The organism is Stutzerimonas stutzeri SDM-LAC (assembly GCF_000235745.1).
Taxonomy (GTDB): Bacteria; Pseudomonadota; Gammaproteobacteria; order Pseudomonadales; family Pseudomonadaceae; genus Stutzerimonas; species Stutzerimonas stutzeri_H.
The window spans coordinates 1-19088 of the sequence record NZ_AGSX01000174.1; the positions used below are offsets into that span (position 1 = coordinate 1).

The 19088-nt window shown below is 59.6% G+C and carries 20 protein-coding genes and 1 tRNA gene; 6 read left to right on the forward strand and 15 right to left on the reverse strand.

The window, feature by feature from the left end:
* The 5 genes from PSTU_RS0117235 to metG form a co-directional block, all read right to left on the reverse strand.
* Nucleotides 1-404 (reverse strand): nuclear transport factor 2 family protein (locus tag PSTU_RS0117235; RefSeq protein ID WP_019342261.1); only part of this gene is annotated, 404 nt, incomplete at its 3' end.
* Between the two features lie 503 nt (nucleotides 405-907).
* Nucleotides 908-981: transfer RNA gene (locus tag PSTU_RS0117240), tRNA-Gly, on the reverse strand.
* A gap of 67 nt (nucleotides 982-1048) precedes the next feature.
* Nucleotides 1049-1741, reverse strand: a complete 693-nt coding sequence (locus PSTU_RS0117245) for a pseudouridine synthase (protein ID WP_019342262.1) — start codon at nucleotides 1739-1741, stop codon at nucleotides 1049-1051.
* Nucleotides 1741-1941, reverse strand: coding sequence for a cysteine-rich CWC family protein (locus PSTU_RS0117250; protein WP_029404843.1), 201 nt, complete (start codon nucleotides 1939-1941; stop codon nucleotides 1741-1743). Before PSTU_RS0117250 ends, PSTU_RS0117245 begins: the two co-directional genes overlap by 1 nt.
* Nucleotides 1942-2036: 95 nt before the next feature.
* Nucleotides 2037-4076 carry a methionine--tRNA ligase gene (gene metG, locus PSTU_RS0117255; RefSeq protein ID WP_019342264.1) on the reverse strand — a complete coding sequence of 680 codons (2040 nt, stop codon included), beginning with the start codon at nucleotides 4074-4076 and terminating at the stop codon, nucleotides 2037-2039.
* A 193-nt stretch (nucleotides 4077-4269) separates the two neighbouring features.
* Here metG and apbC point away from each other — a divergent pair, with 193 nt between their 5' ends.
* Nucleotides 4270-5364, forward strand: coding sequence for an iron-sulfur cluster carrier protein ApbC (gene apbC, locus PSTU_RS0117260; RefSeq protein WP_019342265.1), 1095 nt, complete (start codon nucleotides 4270-4272; stop codon nucleotides 5362-5364).
* A gap of 684 nt (nucleotides 5365-6048) precedes the next feature.
* Here the strand turns inward: apbC and PSTU_RS0117265 are convergent.
* A complete protein-coding gene (locus PSTU_RS0117265) occupies nucleotides 6049-6258 on the reverse strand; it encodes a cold-shock protein (protein ID WP_003282211.1) in 210 nt (69 codons plus the stop codon).
* 317 nt (nucleotides 6259-6575) lie between these two features.
* On the opposite strand from PSTU_RS0117265, the gene dcd reads away from it, so the two are divergent.
* Nucleotides 6576-7142 (forward strand): dCTP deaminase, encoded by a 567-nt coding sequence (dcd, locus tag PSTU_RS0117270; RefSeq protein ID WP_019342266.1) that lies wholly within the window; start codon nucleotides 6576-6578, stop codon nucleotides 7140-7142.
* 311 nt (nucleotides 7143-7453) lie between these two features.
* Here the strand turns inward: dcd and PSTU_RS0117275 are convergent, their stop codons facing one another.
* Together PSTU_RS0117275 and PSTU_RS0117280 are read right to left on the reverse strand one after the other, a co-directional pair.
* Complete coding sequence (locus PSTU_RS0117275; protein WP_019342267.1) at nucleotides 7454-8035, reverse strand: superoxide dismutase; 582 nt, start codon at nucleotides 8033-8035, stop codon at nucleotides 7454-7456.
* A gap of 373 nt (nucleotides 8036-8408) precedes the next feature.
* Complete coding sequence (locus tag PSTU_RS0117280; protein ID WP_019342268.1) at nucleotides 8409-9011, reverse strand: LysE/ArgO family amino acid transporter; 603 nt, start codon at nucleotides 9009-9011, stop codon at nucleotides 8409-8411.
* Nucleotides 9012-9106: 95 nt separating this feature from the next.
* On the opposite strand from PSTU_RS0117280, the gene PSTU_RS0117285 reads away from it, so the two are divergent.
* Both PSTU_RS0117285 and PSTU_RS0117290 read left to right on the forward strand, forming a co-directional pair.
* Nucleotides 9107-9994 (forward strand): LysR family transcriptional regulator ArgP, encoded by an 888-nt coding sequence (locus PSTU_RS0117285; RefSeq protein WP_019342269.1) that lies wholly within the window; start codon nucleotides 9107-9109, stop codon nucleotides 9992-9994.
* Between the two features lie 321 nt (nucleotides 9995-10315).
* Complete coding sequence (locus tag PSTU_RS0117290) at nucleotides 10316-11218, forward strand: ATPase (protein WP_019342270.1); 903 nt, start codon at nucleotides 10316-10318, stop codon at nucleotides 11216-11218.
* 75 nt (nucleotides 11219-11293) lie between these two features.
* Here the strand turns inward: PSTU_RS0117290 and PSTU_RS0117295 are convergent, their stop codons facing one another.
* Entirely contained in the window at nucleotides 11294-13210 is a 1917-nt protein-coding gene (locus PSTU_RS0117295; protein WP_019342271.1) for an autotransporter domain-containing esterase, read from the reverse strand.
* Nucleotides 13211-13628: 418 nt separating this feature from the next.
* Here PSTU_RS0117295 and PSTU_RS0117300 point away from each other — a divergent pair, with 418 nt between their 5' ends.
* A complete protein-coding gene (locus PSTU_RS0117300) occupies nucleotides 13629-14822 on the forward strand; it encodes a sensor domain-containing diguanylate cyclase (protein ID WP_019342272.1) in 1194 nt (397 codons plus the stop codon).
* A 6-nt stretch (nucleotides 14823-14828) separates the two neighbouring features.
* On the opposite strand, the gene pncB is transcribed toward PSTU_RS0117300, so the two are convergent.
* The 5 genes from pncB to hmpA form a co-directional block, all read right to left on the reverse strand.
* Entirely contained in the window at nucleotides 14829-16028 is a 1200-nt protein-coding gene (pncB, locus tag PSTU_RS0117305; RefSeq protein WP_019342273.1) for a nicotinate phosphoribosyltransferase, read from the reverse strand.
* A gap of 27 nt (nucleotides 16029-16055) precedes the next feature.
* Nucleotides 16056-16226: a hypothetical protein gene (locus tag PSTU_RS21860; RefSeq protein WP_192827031.1), complete on the reverse strand. Its 171-nt coding sequence runs from the start codon at nucleotides 16224-16226 to the stop codon at nucleotides 16056-16058.
* A gap of 191 nt (nucleotides 16227-16417) precedes the next feature.
* Nucleotides 16418-16594 carry a general stress protein gene (locus PSTU_RS0117310; protein WP_019342274.1) on the reverse strand — a complete coding sequence of 59 codons (177 nt, stop codon included), beginning with the start codon at nucleotides 16592-16594 and terminating at the stop codon, nucleotides 16418-16420.
* Nucleotides 16595-16817: 223 nt separating this feature from the next.
* Complete coding sequence (locus PSTU_RS0117315) at nucleotides 16818-17051, reverse strand: hypothetical protein (RefSeq protein WP_019342275.1); 234 nt, start codon at nucleotides 17049-17051, stop codon at nucleotides 16818-16820.
* A gap of 57 nt (nucleotides 17052-17108) precedes the next feature.
* A complete protein-coding gene (gene hmpA, locus PSTU_RS0117320) occupies nucleotides 17109-18287 on the reverse strand; it encodes an NO-inducible flavohemoprotein (RefSeq protein ID WP_019342276.1) in 1179 nt (392 codons plus the stop codon).
* 280 nt (nucleotides 18288-18567) lie between these two features.
* On the opposite strand from hmpA, the gene PSTU_RS0117325 reads away from it, so the two are divergent.
* Nucleotides 18568-18792: a DUF2188 domain-containing protein gene (locus tag PSTU_RS0117325; protein WP_019342277.1), complete on the forward strand. Its 225-nt coding sequence runs from the start codon at nucleotides 18568-18570 to the stop codon at nucleotides 18790-18792.
* A gap of 3 nt (nucleotides 18793-18795) precedes the next feature.
* Here PSTU_RS0117325 and PSTU_RS0117330 read toward each other — a convergent pair.
* The coding region (locus tag PSTU_RS0117330) for an urea transporter (protein ID WP_029404844.1) at nucleotides 18796-19088 on the reverse strand (293 nt) is incomplete at its 5' end.

A 19088-nucleotide genomic window follows, 5' to 3' on the forward strand; every position in this document is an offset into this window, starting at 1 on the left:
GGGTTGCCCCAACTCCGAAGCGCATTCTGCTTGATGCTGGTAATTCTCCAATCACCGTCGATGCCCTCGAAGCCGAACTCATAACTGCCGCACGAGTGATAGAAGTCCTCGTCCGAGCCAGCAGGGTCAAAGCGAAGAATCAAATAATTGCACCGCGCACTGACAACATGCTCGTCTGCGCCTGGCGTAATCAAGAGGTTGGAAAAACTGTGGTGCTTGGCCAGCGTGTCTACAGCGTTCTGCCTGCGGCTGACAAAGTTCGGACCGGTCATCGTCGTCGGCTGCTCACGCCCCGAGGACGAGTAATCAATCGCGATTTGAGGCGCCAGACACTCAGCCATGGCAGGCCAATCTCGGATATCGAAGGTCAAGAAGAACCGGCAGAGTACATCGTTGATCTGCATGAAAACGGCTGGGTCTACTGTTTTCAAAGTACGCTCCTATGGCGATGTCAGCGCTCGAATGATCAAAGCATCACGTGACGATCCAGGCGAAAGCCGCACGCATCAGTGGCGTCACTTCGACTGCAGCAGCCGACCGTGCGACCGATCACTCAAACATGATGAGGAAAGCCTGCACTTCAGGCCCCGGCTGGCCTCTCGCTTACGGCTTCAGAAAAGCCGAGGTGCTGCTGATGGACTTTCCCTGCGCAGCGAGTACACCGACGGCCTTCTCAGCGAAACCCAACCCCGCGATCTTAGACGGGTCATGGGCGCTGTCGATGCGGTCAATGCGAAGTAGGGCCGAAATACGATCAGATCAGCGCATATCCATCGCGAATGATTGGGACATGCAAAGGGAAATGATGAGCCGTCGTTCTACGACGAGGACGGGCAGTTGTCGAGGGTGAAATGCCGGTAAAACGGTCCAAGGAGAAAAGCCCTGCATCTGCAGGGTTTTTGGTATCTGGAGCGGGCGAAGGGAATCGAACCCTCGTCATGAGCTTGGGAAGCTCAGGTAATGCCATTATACGACGCCCGCGATGGGTGCCTTTGTACCAGAAGGCCGCATGGAATTGAAGCGGACACGGGACTTTTCGGCGAAAGGCTCAGATCTGGGCGATCTCGCTGTCGGTCAGGCTGCGGTATTGGCCGGGTGCGAGTGTGGGGTCGAGCCTGAGCGGGCCCATGCGTTCGCGGTGCAGGGCGGTGACCTTGTTGCGGAAGTGGCCGAACATGCGCTTGACCTGGTGGTAGCGGCCTTCGTGCAGCGTCAGGTGTGCCTGGCGTGGGCCCAGTAGTTCGAGTTGCGCGGGCAGGGTGGTGAGGTTCTCGAAGCGGAAGTAGAGTCCTCTGGCGAAGTGCTCGATGCAGATGGGGTCAATCGGGTCTTCGGTCTCCACGAGATAGGTTTTGCCCAGCAGGCTTTCCGGCTGGGTGAGGCGGCGGGACCAGAGGCCGTCGTTGGTGATGATCATCAGCCCGGTGGTATTGAAGTCCAGCCGGCCGGCGATGTGTAGTTCTTCCTTGTCCGGTTCGTTCAGCAGGTCCAGCACCGTGGGGTGTTGCGGATCGGCGGTGGCGCTGACGCAGCCGGCGGGTTTGTTGAGCATAAAAAAGCGTGCGGGCTTGCCGGCTTGCAGCACCTGGCCGTCCAGGTCAATACAGTCGAACACACGGATGTCATGAGTGCCGTCGCAGATCGTCTTGCCATTCACCAAGACGCGGCCAGACGCCAACAACAGACGCGCCTGGCGGTGGCTGCAGTGAGGCAGATTGGCGAGGAAGCGGTCGAGGCGCATCAGGCTTTGGTGGGCAATTCACCGCGTGCGCAACGCGAGCAGATGCAGGCCTTGTTCTGTGCGTCTCTGGGAATTCGTTCGCGGGCTTCGGGGGCAATCTCGGCCGTGAAGCACCAGCACGCCTGCGTCGCGGTCGCTGGGTTGCTGAGACTGCATTGGTTGGGTTCGCCACAGATCGGACATTTATGGGTATCGGTCATAACCGGCTCCGGGTAGTGGCAGCGCTTGATGCGGTGAGGCAGTCGGAATTCGAAAAAGACGCCCGGCATTGCGCCGGGCCTCTGGTGCTTCGTTGTCACTTGACGCGTTGGCCGGGTTTGGCACCGCTGTCCGGGCTGAGCAGGTAGATCTCTTCGCCGCCTGGGCCGGCAGCCAGCACCATCCCTTCGGAGACGCCGAACTTCATCTTGCGTGCGGCCAGGTTGGCGACGTATAGGGTCAGGCGACCTTCCAGCTTGCTGGGGTCCGGGTAGGCGCTCTTGATGCCGGAGAAGACGTTGCGCTTGGCATCGCCGATATCCAGGGTCAGGCGCAGCAGCTTGTCGGCGCCTTCGACGAACTCGCACTTCTCGATTAGTGCGATACGCAGGTCCACGGCGGCAAAGGCATCGAAGGCGATTTCGGCGGCGATGGGCTCCTTCGTCAGCTCGCCATTGCCAGTCGGCGCGGCGGTTTCGGTGGCGGCGAGGTCTTCCTTAGATGATTCGATCATGGCTTCGATTTTCGCAGGCTCGATTCGGGTCAATAGTGGGGTGAACGCATTCAGCTCGTGATTGGCGAGCAACGTTTGCAGATCGGCCCAGGCCAGCGGCTCGACGTTGAGGAAGCGCTCGGCGTCGGTGGCCAGGTTCGGCAGCACCGGCTTCAAGAAGATCACCAGTTGGCGGAACAGGTTGATGCCGGTGGCGCAGATCGCCTGGACTTCATCCTGCATGCCTTCCTGTTTGTTCAGTGCCCAGGGCGCTTTGTCGGCAATCCAGGCGTTGGCGCGGTCGGCCAGGGCCATGATTTCGCGCATGGCGCGGGCAAAATCGCGGCTCTCGTAGGCGTCGGCAATAGACGGTGCGGCGCTCTGGAAGGCATCAGTCAGTTTCGGCGCGGCATTGCGGTCGACCATCACGCCGCCGTTGCCCTTGTGGATGAAGCCTGCGCAGCGGCTGGCGATGTTGACGACCTTGCCGACCAGGTCGGAATTGACCTTCTGTACGAAGTCTTCGAGGTTCAGGTCCAGGTCATCCACGCCACGGCCGAGTTTGGCCGCGTAGTAGTAGCGCAGGTATTCCGGGTTTAGGTGCTGCAGGTAGGTGCGCGCCTTGATAAAGGTGCCGCGTGACTTGGACATCTTCTGCCCGTTCACCGTCAGGTAGCCGTGCACCGCGACGGCGGTGGGCTTGCGGTAGCCGGCGCCTTCGAGCATGGCGGGCCAGAACAGGGTGTGGAAGTTGATGATGTCCTTGCCGATGAAGTGGTACAGCTCGGCGCTGGAGTCTTTTTTCCAGAACGTATCGAAATCCAGCTCCGGACGGCGGGCGCAGAGGTTCTTGAAGCTGGCCATGTAGCCGATCGGTGCATCCAGCCAGACGTAGAAATACTTGCCGGGCTCATCCGGGATTTCGAAACCGAAGTAGGGCGCGTCGCGGGAGATGTCCCACTCGTGCAGGCCGCCGTCGAGCCATTCGGCGATCTTGTTGGCGACGGAATCCTGCAGGCTGCCGCTGCGGGTCCACTCTTTGAGCATTGCCTCGAAGTCGGGCAGCTTGAAGAAGAAGTGTTTGGAGTCGCGCAGCACCGGCGTGGCGCCCGAGATGGCCGAGCGCGGATTCTTCAGCTCGGTAGGCTCGTAAGTGGCGCCGCATTTTTCGCAGTTGTCGCCGTATTGATCTTCGGCGGCGCACTTCGGGCAGGTGCCCTTGATGAAGCGGTCGGCGAGGAACATGCCCTTTTCAGGGTCGAAATACTGGGTGACCGAGCGCGTGGCGATATGGCCGGCGTCGCGCAGCTTGGTGTAGATCAGGCTCGACAGCTCGCGGTTTTCTTCCGAGTGGGTCGAATGGAAGTTGTCGAAGTCGACCAGGAAGTCGGCGAAGTCGGCGCTGTGTTCGGCTTGCACATTGGCTATCAGCTGCTCGGGCGTGATGCCTTCTTTCTCGGCGCGCAGCATGATGGCCGAGCCGTGCGCATCGTCGGCGCAGACGTAGATGCACTGGTTGCCGCGCAGCTTCTGGAACCGCACCCACATGTCCGTCTGGATGTACTCGAGCATGTGGCCAAGGTGAATCGAACCGTTGGCGTAGGGCAGGGCACTGGTGACGAGGATCTGGCGGGCTTCGGACATGGGGAAAATCTGCAGTCGAGGTTGCGAAGTGAGTCGGCCACTATAAAGGTCATGCAGTTTTTTTTCATCCGCACTGGAACGGGCGGCACGGGTCGAATATCGCGTGCCGCACCACGTTGATGCGCTTGATGAGCCATATGTCGGCACGAGGTAAGATGTCAGTCTGTTTTACTAGGTTTTCTTGGGAGAAGTCATGACCGTCACACGCGAAGCTGTCGAAGCCGTTCTGCGTCAGTACACCGACCCTAACTTGAATCAGGACCCGGTAAGCGCCGGTTGCGTGCGTTCTATCGAGATCCAGGGGGATCGCGTCAGCGTGCAGATTGAGCTGGGCTATGCAGCCGCGCTGTTTCGCAGCGGCTGGGCGCAAATGCTGGCGATGGCTGTCGAGCAGCTTGATGGTGTGACGCGTGCGGACGTTCAGGTCGATTGCGTGATCCGCTCGCACAAGGCGCAGGATCAGCTGCCGGCTCTTTCTAACGTGAAAAACATCATTGCCGTTGCCTCCGGCAAGGGCGGCGTCGGCAAGTCCACTACCGCAGCTAATCTGGCGCTGGCGCTCGCGCGTGAAGGGGCGCGGGTGGGAGTGTTGGACGCTGATATCTACGGGCCGAGCCAGGGCATCATGTTCGGCATTCCAGAAGGCACGCGGCCGCAGATCCGTGACGGCAAGGCTTTTATTCCGCTCGAAGCGCACGGCGTTCAGATCATGTCGATGGCCTTTCTGGCCGATGACAAGACGCCGATGGTCTGGCGTGGCCCGATGGTCTCCGGCGCCTTGCTGCAATTGATCACCCAGACCGCCTGGAATGATCTCGACTATCTCGTCGTGGACATGCCGCCGGGCACCGGCGACATCCAGTTGACTCTGGCACAGAAGGTGCCGGTGGTGGGGGCGGTCATCGTCACCACGCCGCAGGACTTGGCATTACTGGATGCGAAAAAGGGTGTGGAGATGTTCCGCAAGGTGAACATTCCCGTGCTGGGCGTCGTGGAGAACATGGCCATCCATATCTGCTCGAACTGTGGCCATGCCGAGCACCTGTTCGGGGAAGGCGGCGGTGAGAAACTGGCTGCTCAATACAACGTCGAGTTGCTGGCGTCGTTGCCGCTATCGATGGCGATCCGCACCCAGGCCGATGCAGGCAAGCCGACGACTATTGCCGACCCGGAGAGTCAGATCGCCATGATCTACCAGCAAATGGCCCGCAGTGTTGGGGCACGGATTTCCCAGAGCGGGCAGATTATTGCGCAGTCGATGCCGAACATCAGTGTCTCCGACGACTGATCGACGGGTGGCGATTTCGACCATAAGTGGCATGCGTTGCGCAATCGTGGGAGCGGTCTCGACCGCGAATGGCTTCGCGACGTGTTGTGGCAGCATGGTTCGACGGTTTGGGTCGCTTCGCGGTCAAGACCGCCGCTCCCACGGACGAGGCCAGTAGGTAGCGCAACGGCGCCTAGCGTACGTCATCATCCGTCGGGGCAACTCAACAGCAAGTGACTTGCAGTGTGCAATCGTGGGAGCGGTCTCGACCGCGAATGGCTTCGCGACATGCTATGGCAGCATGGTTCGACGGTTTGGGTCGTTTCGCGGTCAAGACCGCTCCCACGGACGCAACCGGTGGATAGCGCAACGGCACCTGGCGTACGGCATCACCAGCGCGAGCAGTTTCGATCGTGGGTGGCTTGCGATGTGCAATCGTGGGAGCGGTCTCGACCGCGAATGGCTTCGCGGCGCGCTGTGGCAGCATGGTTCGACGGTTTGGGTCGCTTCGCGGTCAAGACCGCTCCCACAGATGAAACCGGTGGATAGCGCAACTGCGCCCGCGGACAAAGTCAGCGGTGCATCTTTTTAGCTTAATGTGAGCCAGAGGCCCGGTCTCTCGCTCGGCCTTGCTGAAACTGCAGCAAATTGCAGGCATAAAAAAGCCCCGCCGAAGCGGGGCTTTTTCAGCAGAGAAGCTTCAGGTTAGATAACCTGAACTTCCTCAGCTTGCATGCCCTTCTGGCCGCGAGTAGCGACGAAGGAAACTTGCTGGCCTTCTTTCAGGCTCTTGAAACCGTCGCCTTGGATGGCGCGGAAGTGTACGAAAAGGTCGTCACCGGATTGCGGAGTGATGAAGCCGAAGCCTTTCTCATCGTTGAACCACTTAACGGTACCGGTTTGGCGATTGGACATTTGAAATGTCTCCTTGAACAAGGTGTAGAGATAATTTGAACGGGCAAATACCCCGAACGGTGACTGTGTGCAAGGAGTTAGGAGTCGTAGCAATGATCGGATCGAAATCTAAACATGTAGCGATTCACGGTGACACATGCAGCAGCAGCCAATGAAAGATACTCTATTTCTGTCGCAATGCGAGCATTATTTTCAGTTTCCGACTGAGGCGTCAGCGATGCGACACATAGAGCCGGTTCGGGGCCTTTGAACCGGTCCATGTGCTCGGTAAGATGCACGCCTTTATCTACCACCATCAGCAAATCAGGACGCCCGCCATGAGCATCAAATCGGACAAGTGGATTCGCCGGATGGCCCAGGAGCACGGCATGATCGAACCCTACGTGGAGCGCCAGGTGCGGGCCGAGGGCAGCGAGCGCCTGATTTCCTACGGCGTGTCCAGCTATGGCTACGACGTGCGCTGCGCCGACGAATTCAAGATATTCACCAACATCAATTCGGCGATCGTCGATCCGAAGAACTTCGACGAGAAAAGCTTCGTCGACGTCAAAAGTGACGTCTGCATCATCCCGCCGAACTCTTTCGCATTGGCGCGCACGGTCGAGTACTTCCGGATTCCGCGTAACGTGCTGACCATCTGTCTGGGCAAGAGCACCTATGCTCGCTGCGGGATCATCGTCAATGTCACGCCACTCGAACCCGAGTGGGAAGGCCACGTGACGCTGGAGTTCTCCAATACCACTACGTTGCCAGCGAAGATCTACGCCAATGAAGGCGTGGCGCAAATGCTGTTCCTGGAATCGGACGAAGAGTGCGAAACCTCTTACCTGGATCGCGGTGGCAAGTATCAGGGCCAGCGCGGCGTGACCTTGCCAAAGGCCTGATGGGCTTCACGGTTGTGCGGCCACTCAAGCGGGTCGCGGCGACCAGCGTCGCATAGCCACGTCCCGATTCTTGAGTATCCCGCTGCAAAGGGGCGCATCATGCGGCCTCTGTATCACTGTTTTACGTCGCATTGAGGTTGGGCTGTGACCCGGCAGGCAAAGCTTTCTTGCCGGGTCGTTCGAACCCGCGTTGTTCGGCTGCCGCTGTTCTTCTGTTTCGCTTGGACAAAAAAATGCCCGCATGAATGCGGGCATTTTTTTTGTTGCTTGGGCCACGGGGCGGCAGGCCGCCCTATCAAGCAGGCTGCGGCTTAGCCAGCGAAGTTCTTCGCGACGAAGTCCCAGTTGACCACATTCCAGAACGCTTCGACGAACTTCGGACGGGCATTACGGTAGTCGATGTAGTAGGCGTGTTCCCAGACGTCGCAAGTCAGCAGCGGCTTGTCCCCAGCGGTCATCGGGTTGCCGGCGCCAATGGTGCTGGCCAGGCCGACGCTACCGTCAGACTTCTTCACCAGCCAGGCCCATCCGGAGCCGAAGGTCCCGATGGCGGTCTTGGTGAACTCTTCCTTGAACTTGTCGAAGGAACCGAAGGTGGCGTTGATGGCATCAGCCAGCCCGCCAGTCGGCTGGCCGCCGGCGTTCGGCGCCATGCAGTTCCAGAAGAAGGTGTGATTCCAGACCTGAGCGGCATTGTTGAAGATGCCACCGGAAGAGGTCTTGATGATGGTTTCCAGATCCTTGCCTTCGAACTCGGTGCCCGGAACCAGATTGTTCAGGTTGGTCACGTAGGCCTGGTGATGCTTGCCATGGTGATACTCGAAAGTTTCGGCGGAAATGTGCGGCTCGAGGGCGTTCTTTTCAAACGGAAGCGGCGGCAATTCGAAAGCCATGGTGTATCTCCTGCTCAGGTGTCGAGAATAGATGCGGCTCGGAAGGAGGCAGTCTGCGCCGGTGACCAGCGCCTCGCGGAACGGAGAAAACTACTGCACTGATGTTCGTCCGTTTACGCCTGTCTTTCCCTTCGCTCGCTACATGCGTTCGCATTCTTCGGCCGATCACGGGCGGCCGTAATGGCGGGCTGAAACGTTCCACTCCATGCCCGCGGACCAAGGATCATAGCACTCAGCCTGTGGCAAAACCACGCATCAACTGTGTGGGAAAGCCGGGGCCAGGGCCTCGTAACCGAGGTCTGACGCAGGGTGTGAGGTTGCCTTAGGCCCTCTGCGTGGACCTCCGATTGCGATGGTCGTTCCTTAGCGTTCTTTAGCCCAGGACAGCAAGTTGCGCGGCTACCGTAAACATCATGGTTGCCACACCCAGGTCGATCAGCCGCCAGGTCAGTGGCCGTGCCAGCCACGGTGCGAGCCAGGCGCCCCCCAGTGCGAGGATTAGAAACCATAGGGTCGAGGCGCTCGCAGCGCCCAGCGTATAGGCCCCTGGCTCGGGTTGCTGTGCTCCGAGTGAGCCAATCAGCAAGACCGTATCAAGATAGACGTGCGGGTTCAGCAATGTGACGGCCAGTGCGGCGAGCAACACGCTCTGCAGCGAGCGCGGGCCGCGCTGGGCGTTCTCCAGCAGGGCTTGTGGACGCGCGGCGCGGCGCAACGCGATGGCGCCATAGAACAGCAGGAACAGCACGCCACCCCATCGCGTGATTTGTAGCAGTAACGGATTCTCCGCCAGTACTGCGGCGAGACCAAAGACGCCGACGCTGACCAGCAGAATGTCACAGAGGATGCACAGCGCGGCGACCGGCAGATGGTGCTCACGGCGCAGGCTCTGCGCCAGGACGAAAGCATTCTGCGCACCGATGGCGATGATCAGCCCGGCGGTGATGAGCAGCCCGTTGAAGTAGCTCTGCCACATGATGCTTTGCCTGTGTCGTCAAGAGGTGCTCGCAGTCTCGGGGCTGTTGCTCTATAAGAAAAACGAAATTCAGTAATGCCTCATAAGGAAATCGAATGTTCGATTACAAATTGCTGGTCGCTTTGGCAGCGGTGGTTGAACAAGCCGGATTTGATCGCGCTGCGCAGTCGTTGGGGCTGTCGCAGTCGGCCGTGTCGCAGCGCATCAAGCTGCTCGAGGCTCGGTTGGGGCAGCCGGTGCTTTTACGCGCTTCGCCACCCCAGCCAACTGAGGTTGGCCGGCGTTTGCTTAACCACGTGCAGCAAGTGCGTCTGCTCGAACGTGATTTGCAGGGGCAGGTTCCGGCGCTGAACGAGAGCCAACTGCCGGAGCGACTGCGCATCGCGCTGAACTCCGACAGCCTGGCTACCTGGTGGCCGGGTGCAGTCGCAGCTTTTTGCACGGGTCATGGCGTGGTGCTCGATCACGTACTGGAGGATCAGGATGTCGGGCTCAAGCGGATGCGCGTGGGGGAGGTTGCTGCATGCGTATGTGCAGTCGAACGGCCTTTGGCGGGTGCGCGCAGTGAATTTCTCGGTGCCATGCGCTACCGCGCGCTTGCCAGTCCCGCCTACGTTGCCCGGCACCTCAAGCCGGGCGCGCCAGTCGAGGCCTTATTGAAAGCCCCGGCGATCGTATTCGGCCCAGATGACCAGTTGCAGCATCGCTATCTCGCAGCGCTAGGTCTGAAAGGGGCGTTCAGCCATCATCTGTGTCCCTCGTCGGAAGGTTTCGTCCGGCTGCTGCAAAGCGATCTGGGTTGGGGGCTGGTGCCTGAACTGCAGGTCAGCGCGGAATTGGCGAGCGGGGCGCTGATTGACGTTTATCCCGGCGAACCGATTGATGTGCCGCTGTATTGGCATCATTGGCGCAATGGCGGTGAGTTGCTCGGCGAGCTCACACGGCAGCTGTCACGCTCGGCCAGGCAATGGTTGATCCATTAAGGCGGGCTAGCCAAGAAGCTGTTCCGCTGGCATCACTGAGCTGCAGGCGTACCATTTGCCGTTCGGGTCGACTTCTGTCGATGTGCAACCCTGTAGGAAGCCCAGCTGGCTGGACCCGGTTCTGGAATACCGTTTTCCCAACATGGCAAAGTGATGCGTAGATAACTTTCCCCTCCTGTCGGGTGGCACGGTCTCGAATCGCCTCGGCGCGAGACGCCTGTTCCAAGTGCAGGTTCTGGGAACACGTGATGGCGCTGAAGACCCCCTGCTGAATCGTTATACTGCGCGCTGTCTCTCGCTTCGCGCCATTAAAGGTATCCCATGCGCAACGATGCTCACGACGAACTGGACAACATACCCAGCCTGACCGCCGGACGTGATCGCGATCCGTACCCAGCGCCCGAGCTCGAGCCGATCGGCAAGCCGACGGATAGCGCCTCCGACGGTACGCGGCCACGCCAGAAACGCCGTGCCGCCAGCACCGCACCGCTGTGGTTCCTGATTGTGGTGCTGTTCGGCTTGCTGATCGCATTGGGTTGGTGGGGCCTGAAGCAAGTATCCAGGCTCGAGGCGCAGCTGGTGGCCACACAAGAAAGTTTTGCACGCATCAGCGAAGACGCGACCGGCCGGCTGCAGGATATCTCCGGCAAGATCGTGGCGACCGAATCCAGCGTCACCACCGAAGGCGAGGCCTTGAAGCTGCGCATCAAGCAGCTTGAAAAGCAGGTGCTGGACCTGGCTGAGCAACAGCGGGCCATCACTACCCAGCAGCAGAGTCTGACTGGCAAGCAGGGCAATCAGGACAAGCGCCTGGCCGAACAGGGCAGCCAGATCGAGCGAATCGCCACTGACGTACAAGGGCATCAGTCTACGACTGCAGCGCTCGCCGATACCGTTAAAAAGGTTGCAAGTGAACAGGCCGCGCTCACGTCCTCGATGTCGGGGCTGAAGGGTTCGCTGGACGAGCTGGGCAAGCTGTCTGGTCGAATTGACGGGCTGAGCAAGGACGTCGCAGCGTTGAAACAGCGGGGCGATGCCAGCCAGGCGATCAGTCGCTTGGAGCAGGATGTGCTGATTTTGCGCAGCGAGCTGGATAACCGGCCTGCCGCTACGCCAGGTGTAGTGACGTCTGAGTTCGACGCGTTTAGAGCCCAGATGACCCGCAACATCAACACGCTGCAGGGGCAGATTGCCAACCTCCAGCAACAGATTGACCAGCGCTAGGCAAACCTTGATAAAAAAAGCCGCTGCGTATGTTACGCAGCGGCCCGGCGAATCAGCCAAACGAGGAGTAGCGGTTTACAAGTCCAGCGCCAGGGATAATCCGACTCCCTGGTTGCGGTTGTCGTTGCCCTGATAGTTGTAGTTGGCTCGGACGCTGAGGCCTGTCGTCAGCTGGTGCGCAATGCCGATACTGAAGCGGGTCTGGTCGCCCGTCGGGGTCGCACCCGGCAGCTCAAAGCTGTTAGTCGGCACGCTGTTCAGCGACATACGCAGATCTTCGCGCTGCTCATCCTCGCGCTCGACCTCGCGGGCGACCTCGCCAAACAGCCGAGTGCGCTCCGACACCGTATACGTACCAAATAGGCCAACCGACAAGCGAAGTGATTCCAGCTCCTGGTCTTCGTAGCTCAACGCGGTCGAGCTGGCGCCTTGCTCGCTATAACCGTCGACGTCGACTTTCTGATAGCTGGCACCGATGAACGGGCCGAACTCTAGTGGATCGCCCATCTGCATCAGGTTGAATCCGGTCTTGGCGGACACGCCCCAGATCATGCCTTCAGTACTGCCTTTTTCTGAGCGTTCCGCTACGCCGAGGGAAAAGGTGCGGTCCAGTGAGTCGTAATCGAGGTAGCCCGCGCTGGCATTGAGGTCAGCGAAAAACCGGTCCTGTTGATAGCTGGCAAACGCGCTCGCCAGATAGCTGCGCATATCGTAGTCCGAGTCCCCTGCACCGAGGCTGAGGGAGTTCTGCGCCAGGCCCAGGCTGAGGCCCGCCAGCCAGTGCTCGCTGACACGGTTGCTCGTGCCGATCGCCAGGGCCGGACTATCCCCATCGCCGCCTCCGAAACCGTCGTACTCGGGACGGTTGTAACCCCCTTGAACGAAGGTTCGCCAACCGCCAACTGCCTGCCAATTGCCACGCTGGGCCGCGAGTTCGTTGTCGAGCAACTGGAGGTGATTGCGCAGCGCCGAACGCCCCATCTCGGGCAGCAGCGATACCTCTGCCGGTGCTGAAAGAATCGAATAGATATAGTCAGCGCTTATCTGGTGGACTGCGGTGGTTGGATGGACCGCATCGTTAAACAACAAACGGCTCGGATCCGGGTTTGCGGTACCCAGGCCATAAGTCGGATCGAGCGGACAATTGCCACCATCAAAGCAGACCGCGGTCTGGTTGATGGTGGGATCGAATCCGTAGCGAGCGAGATCGGCGCGGACTTCCGACAGCAACAGGCGATTGTTCAGCAGGACGTAGTTGCCGCCCTGCGCCTGAAGCCCGGCGGCGAGCTCAGCGTTAAAGCTGTCGCTCAGGTCGTTCAAAACGTTACCGAAGCCCGGCTGGCTGTTACCCAATGGCGTGTCACCTACATCCGGTAGGTCGGAGATGACGATATAGCGCGCGCCGGCTGCCTGCAGCGCTCCGACGGCTGCGACCATATTTCCAGCGGCTTGCGCCATGGTCACAGGGTTGGTTTGAAGCTGAAAAATATCGTTGGCGCCACCGTTGAGGTAGTACAGGCCATTCGGGTCGACCTGTGGATTTTCTACCAGATAACCAGGCCGACTGCGTGTCAGTCCGCCTCCGGCGTTGACGGTTGAAGTACCGATGAGCGAGTCAAGGATCTGATCCGTACGGTAACCACCTACGGCGTAGTTGGTACCGTCTGGATTGCCCGTCAGAAGGCGCGGCAGGATCGGGGTCGATGGCAGCGACTGAAGGCCCAGGCGGTTGGCGAGTACTTGGGTAACAACCTGTCCCGCATACTCGGTGTTGTTGGCCAAGTAGGTCGGCCCAGTGCGGTTGGTAAAGCGCAGGCCGCCTGTTGGGTTGCCCGATAAAAGAGGACTGCCGATGTCCGGAAAGTTGCCAGCATCGCTCAGTGAGTCGCCGAAGTTGACAAATTGGCTGTACGGGCTGGTGTCCGCATTAGCTGGGACGGATACTCCCGCCAGCAGTATGGCGAGGGCGAGGGGCTTTAAAGCGCTCTGCACTGGATAATCTCCTTATTGTTCTTGTTTGGCAGCCGAAGCCGTCGCCCCGGCCCTAGCCAAACTAGTCGCCCATCGAGGGAGACATAAGCGCTCTAAAGCGTCATTCGGCGGAGTAGAGACTTGTCGCTCGAATGGATTACTGGCGCGACGAGGCCCTCAATAAGCGTTGTTACAATTTTTTTATGACGATAGCGCTGTAGACCGGTTAGCGCAGGCCGCTAACGAGAGAGGCACCAAAGCCGCATGAAACATGAGGATTCCGCCAGGCTATTTTTTGCTCACGGCTTCGGGTGCGAAGTAAGCGTCGGCAAAGTCCATCGGTGGCGTGATGGCGATTATGGCTAAGTGCTACTATTCGGCGCGGCTGGCACGAGGACGTGCGTGACCGCTCCAATGCTCCATTCGGGTGACTATAAAAATGCCGTCCTTGATCGATCTGCTGTCGAGCCGCCTGGCTACACTGTTGCCCAGCGAACTCAAGTCCAATGAGTTCATGAAGCTGGTCATTCCGCACCGCCATTCCATGCTGATGAGCCAGCGCCGCGCGACGCTGATCGTCAACCGGGTCAGGCTGTTTGCGTTTCTCTTTGCGGTGCTGACGCCGCTGTGGGGAATCATCGACATGATGGTCTTCACCTACCCGCTCTGGCTCGGACTGGCAACTTTTCGCCTGCTTGCCTGCGCGGCCTTCGCCTGCCTGCTGCTGTTCTATCGACCCAGCGGCAACCTGTTTGATGCGTATCGGGCCGTTGCGCTGCTGTTTGCCATCCCCACCGTGTTTTACATCGCTTCGCATACGCTGCTTGGGGGTTATCAGCTCACCCAGATTTCGGCAATGGTCGCCACCGGGTATGCGTTCCTGCCCTTCGTGCTGGTAGCCGGGCTGGCCATATTCCCGCTGACCTTGTTAGAGAATCTGGTCATGGCATCCGTTCTGCTTCTTGCGCACGCGGTGGCGGGTTATCTGTCATGGACAACGCTCAACTGGCCGTCCTACGCGGGCGGGTTCTGGTTGCTGATATTGATCGCCGGGGTCAGCTCGCTGGCGAGCCTCAGTCAGTTGGCGTTCATGATCGCGTTGGTACGCCAAGCGATCCGCGACCCGCTTACCGGTGTTTTTTCGCGCGGTAGCGGGCAGGAGATCCTGAAGCTGCAATGGGACACCGCCCGCCGTCACGACACCGGTCTCGCCGTCGCCTTCATCGATCTCGACCACTTCAAGCAGATCAACGATACCTTCGGCCACGAAGCCGGCGACCTGGTTTTGCGCGAGTGTACCGAGCAGATGCTGGCTAGCCTGCGCAGCACCGATACCTTGCTGCGCTGGGGGGGCGAGGAGTTTGTTGTGATCATGCCTGACACCGACCGCGAACAGGCTCGCTTGGCGCTTACTCGCATGGTCAGGGGTGGCCTTGGAGCGCGACCTGATGGCAGCGTTCTCACCGCCAGTATGGGTTTGGCTGAGCGTTGCGCTGACTTCGCCGAAGACGCGGAGGAACTGCTGGACCTGGCCGACAAGCGGATGTACCTGGCTAAGACATCCGGGCGCAACCGCCTGTGTTTCGAAACGGCTGCTGACGCGGCATCCGAAACGCCTCTGTCAGCCGCCTGAGCGGGATCAGCGATTCACCCCAAATACGTGCTTGAGATAGCTGATGAAAGCTTCGTCACGGCACATGGTCTTGCCCGGTGAGTCGGAGATTTTAGCCACCGGTTGACCGTTGCAGCTGGTCATCTTGATCACCATGTTGGTCGGCTCGACGCCGGGTATGTCGCAGGTCAATTGAGTGCCGATGCCATAACTGGTGTTGCTGCGCCCGGCAAGCGCGCGATAGATGCCAAGTGCCTTCGGCAAATCCAGTCCGTCGGAAAACACCAGTTGCCGGGTCATTGGGTCGATGCCCAGCCGTTCATAGTGAGCAATCGCCTTTTCAGCCCATTCGACCGGGTCGCCCGAGTCATGTCGCAGCCCGTCGAACAGCTTCGCCAGATACAGATCGAAATCTGCAGTGAAGGCGTCCATGGTGATGCAGTCGGTGATGGCAATGCCCAGCGCGCCGCGGTATTCACGCGCCCAGCAGTCCAAAGCCGCGCTTTGGCTGTCGATCAGCCTGGGCCCGAGTTGCTGATGGGCCATGATCCACTCATGCGCCATGGTGCCCATGGGTTTGAGGTTCAGGCAGCGCGCCAGATGCACATTGCTGGTGCCAACGAAGTGACCCGGAAACGCCTCGCTCAGCCGTTTGACCACAGCGGCCTGGACGCCAAACGAGAAGCGTCGGCGGGTGCCGAAGTCCGCCAGCTTGAAGCCGGCCAGCTCGGCGGGTGTGGCCTCGTCACGCAGCCATTGCAGCTTCGCATCCAGTCGATCGGTGGCCTGCTCAAGTGTTACCTGGGGATAGCGTACGCGGTTACGCACTTCACTGATGATGGCCAGCAGCGGCACCTCGAAAAGGATCACATGCAACCAGGGGCCGCGCAGGTAGATCACCAGCTCGCCGTCATCAAGCTCCACCCGCACGTAGCGGGGATCAAAGCTAAACAGCCCGAGGAAGCGGATGAAATCTGGCTGCATGTAGGGAATGCGTTCGAGAAATGCCAGCTCATGCGGTTCGAATCGTAGCTCCGCCAGTGCCTCCAGTTGTTCACGGATTGCGCCTATATATGGCGCCAGGTCTTCATCAGATCGACTGCGGAAGGCCCACTCCACCTCTGCATTAGGGTAGTGATGCAGCACTGCCTGCATCATCGTCAGCTTGTAATAGTCGGTGTCGAGCAGGCTCTGGATGATTCGTTCGGAGAAGGCGCTGACACGCATGGGCTGCTTCCTGATTGCGGGGCGGGATCAGGCTCCGCCGATGCCTTCGATCACCTTACCGGTGCCACCGCAATTTTTACATTCCTGCGCATCGGTACGACCGCTGCCATGGCATATGGGGCAGATATTCTCACCGGTACCGGGAGTGCCGGGCGCTGCTTCGTCGCCGGGGTTTGTTGAAGAGGGGGTATTGTTCATTCGACACTTCCTCTGCTGTGTGTCTTTTATTTATAGACGCCAATAAACTTAAGCCAAACAGCCAGCTTAGTAGTGCCGGTTTATTGTCGTAGTAACGGTGCCGCCTAGACATTAGTTAACGACTGATAAAAGCTGCGGGCAATAAAAAGGGCAAAGATTTAACCTTTGCCCTGTTTGTGTCTATGTCTACATCAGCTGTTGCTGTTACGACCACCGCCATGGCTGTTCTGTCCGCCCTTGCGGCCGGCCTCGGAGGCCTTTTCACGGTCGTTGGCGAAGTTGCCGCCGCTGTTATGGCCGCCTTTTTTGCCTGCTTCAGACGCCTTTTCGCGGTCGTTTGCAAAGTTGCCAGGATTCTTGTTTGCCATCTCTCTCTCTCCTCAATGGACAAGACTTCTGCGGGGCTGAACAACTTCGTCAGCCTTCATGGTTTCAGAGCAGAGGAGCACGCCAGTAGTTTCCGCTATTTAACAAGCGGCGGACGAGTGGTTATATCTGGCGTGGATAAATGGCCAAGTGCAAGTACAACGGAACGGCAACTGCAGCTGAGGTTGTTTAACGGTCTAGAAGATTGCCGTCTGCTGCTTCACGTCAGGCCACCAACGCAAGTTGGCGCTGTGCCAGCAGCCGCATCACATAACCAATCTTCAGCGCAGTCGGTCCGAGGATCACCAAGGCATGGCTGGCCACCACCGCACCGAGCTGCAGATGGTCGTCGAATACATAAGCGCCGGCGATACCCAACAGAAGCAGTAGTACCCCCATTACCATCGACAGGTTGGCGAAAAACAGAAGGCGGTGCGAGTCGAATGGTTGCGTAAACATAAGAAACACCTCGTGTCGGTGATGCGAGAGGGCCGACCCGGGTCGGCCCGTTCGGGTTTACTCCAGCGCGCTTGCCGGTCCGAAGAACTCGTGGCGCATTTGTTGGGCCGGCACGCCGAGTGCGTGCAGTTGCCTGCGAATCGCGCCCATGAACGGCTTCGGACCGAGGAAATACGCATCCAGGTCGCGCTCGGCGGGTAACCAGGCGTCCAGCCGTGCTTCGGTCAGCAGGCCGATGGCGTCTGGTTGATGCTCATCGCCGCGATGCTCGTCGTAGCAATAAAAGCGCTTGAGCTGGGTGTGCTCTTCGGCGAGCCGGTCGATAGTCGCGCGGAAGGCGTGGACCTCGGCGTTGCGTGCGCAGTGGATGAAGTGGATCGGCCGGCTGGTGCCGATAGCCGCTTCGAGCATTGCCAGCGTCGGGGTGATGCCGACGCCGCCGCTGATCAGTACCAGCGGCTTGTCGCTGGGTTGCAGGATAAAGTCGCCAGCTGGCGCGAACAGCTCCAGCGTCTCGCCGGGTTGCATCTGGTGCAGCGCGTTAGAGGCCACACCGCCCGGTTCGCGTTTGACGCTGATCCGGTAGTCGCTGCCATTGCTTGCTGCGGAAAGCGAATAGTTGCGGCGGATCTCCTCACCATCGACCAGCAGGCGCAGACCAATGTACTGGCCCGGCTCATGCACGACCACTGGCTTGCCGTCTTCCGGCTCGAGGTAGAACGAAGTGATTTCCGCGCTCTCGGCCGCCTTGCGAGCGATCCGGAAACGCCGCGCCCCGCGCCAGCCACCGAGCGTCTCGGCTGTCTGGCGATAGAGCTGCTCCTCGCTGCCGATCAGGATGTCGGCGAGCTGGCCGTAAGCGGCACCCCACGCATCAATTACCGCATCAGTAGCGATCTCGGCGCCGAGGACTTCACGGATCGCTCGCAGCAGGCAGCTGCCAACAATCGGGTAGTGCTCTGGCAGAACCTGCAGCGCGACATGCTTGTTGACCACTTGCGAGACCAGCCCGCCGAGCTGATCGAGGCGATCGATGTGTTTGGCATACATCAGCACGCCATTGGCCAGTGCGCGCGGTTGGTCACCGCTGGCCTGATGCGCCTGGTTGAACAGCGGGCGAACTTCTGGGTGCTCGGCCAGCATCAATTTGTAGAAATGATCGGTGAGGGCTTCGCCGCCGCTCTCCAGCAACGGGACGGTGGCAGTGATAAGGGCACGGTGTTCGGCGCAAAGCATGAATAACTCCAGTTATTGGTAACACTGTCTCTGATTCGGCAGCGTGGCGACCACGCGACCCGGACAGGTACTGGAGTTGTTTCAATAATCGTTCCAGCTTGGAATTGACCATAATCAAGGGTTGCGGCGTATGCGCGGTTTTTTTAACCATGACTTCATGGGTTCATTGAACCGTTCTGGGTAGTTTTCACCCGCATGGCGTTGTCGATCAGTTGCCGAGCGAACCGTCATTAGCCGCCGCGTTCTATAGCTTCACTTACTGCTGAATAGAGGAGGCAACATGGAGAACTACCACATCACGCACGACGATGATCGCTGGGTATTGCGTGAGGAAGGCGACAAGCGCGCGCTGCTCGAAGCCGTCACCAAGGAGGACATCATCAATGAGACCCGCGATTACATGAAGCTGCGCACCGCCTCGGTGAAGATTCACACCCTCGATGGCAAGATCGAGGAGGAGCGGACCTACCCGCGGGACCAAGACCCCATGGCGAGCAAAGGTTAAGGCTCAAGCCGGCAGCGATTCGCCCCGCCGCTGATACCGGCGCTTGCCCAGCGTGACCGCCCAGCAGGCGAGAATGAAGGGCATGGTCAGCGGCGGCAGGCTGAGGTGATCGAAGAACAGTCGGAATATGATCGCCAAGCCGATGCCCAGTGCTGGCGCCAGTGCCGAACGATGAACCTGGCTCAACGCCAGAGCGGCGAGCGCCGGGTTGTAACCAGCCAACCCGGCCAGCGCGGCTGGTTCGGGGGTGCCAGCCAATAGCGCCACGTAGATGCCGACTGCCGAGCCGCACAGGG

Coding starts and splice junctions, on each gene's coding strand:
- PSTU_RS0117245 (WP_019342262.1), bottom strand. CDS start 1,741: ATGCGCCTCGACCGCTTCCTCGCCAATCTGCCTCACTGCAGCCACCGC.
- apbC (WP_019342265.1), top strand. CDS start 4,270: ATGACCGTCACACGCGAAGCTGTCGAAGCCGTTCTGCGTCAGTACACC.
- dcd (WP_019342266.1), top strand. CDS start 6,576: ATGAGCATCAAATCGGACAAGTGGATTCGCCGGATGGCCCAGGAGCAC.
- PSTU_RS0117265 (WP_003282211.1), bottom strand. CDS start 6,258: ATGTCCAATCGCCAAACCGGTACCGTTAAGTGGTTCAACGATGAGAAA.
- PSTU_RS0117310 (WP_019342274.1), bottom strand. CDS start 16,594: ATGGCAAACAAGAATCCTGGCAACTTTGCAAACGACCGCGAAAAGGCG.
- PSTU_RS0117315 (WP_019342275.1), bottom strand. CDS start 17,051: ATGTTTACGCAACCATTCGACTCGCACCGCCTTCTGTTTTTCGCCAAC.
- metG (WP_019342264.1), bottom strand. CDS start 4,076: ATGTCCGAAGCCCGCCAGATCCTCGTCACCAGTGCCCTGCCCTACGCC.
- PSTU_RS0117285 (WP_019342269.1), top strand. CDS start 9,107: ATGTTCGATTACAAATTGCTGGTCGCTTTGGCAGCGGTGGTTGAACAA.
- PSTU_RS0117250 (WP_029404843.1), bottom strand. CDS start 1,941: ATGACCGATACCCATAAATGTCCGATCTGTGGCGAACCCAACCAATGC.
- PSTU_RS21860 (WP_192827031.1), bottom strand. CDS start 16,226: ATGAACAATACCCCCTCTTCAACAAACCCCGGCGACGAAGCAGCGCCC.
- PSTU_RS0117325 (WP_019342277.1), top strand. CDS start 18,568: ATGGAGAACTACCACATCACGCACGACGATGATCGCTGGGTATTGCGT.
- PSTU_RS0117290 (WP_019342270.1), top strand. CDS start 10,316: ATGCGCAACGATGCTCACGACGAACTGGACAACATACCCAGCCTGACC.
- PSTU_RS0117275 (WP_019342267.1), bottom strand. CDS start 8,035: ATGGCTTTCGAATTGCCGCCGCTTCCGTTTGAAAAGAACGCCCTCGAG.
- PSTU_RS0117300 (WP_019342272.1), top strand. CDS start 13,629: ATGCCGTCCTTGATCGATCTGCTGTCGAGCCGCCTGGCTACACTGTTG.
- hmpA (WP_019342276.1), bottom strand. CDS start 18,287: ATGCTTTGCGCCGAACACCGTGCCCTTATCACTGCCACCGTCCCGTTG.
- PSTU_RS0117280 (WP_019342268.1), bottom strand. CDS start 9,011: ATGTGGCAGAGCTACTTCAACGGGCTGCTCATCACCGCCGGGCTGATC.
- pncB (WP_019342273.1), bottom strand. CDS start 16,028: ATGCGTGTCAGCGCCTTCTCCGAACGAATCATCCAGAGCCTGCTCGAC.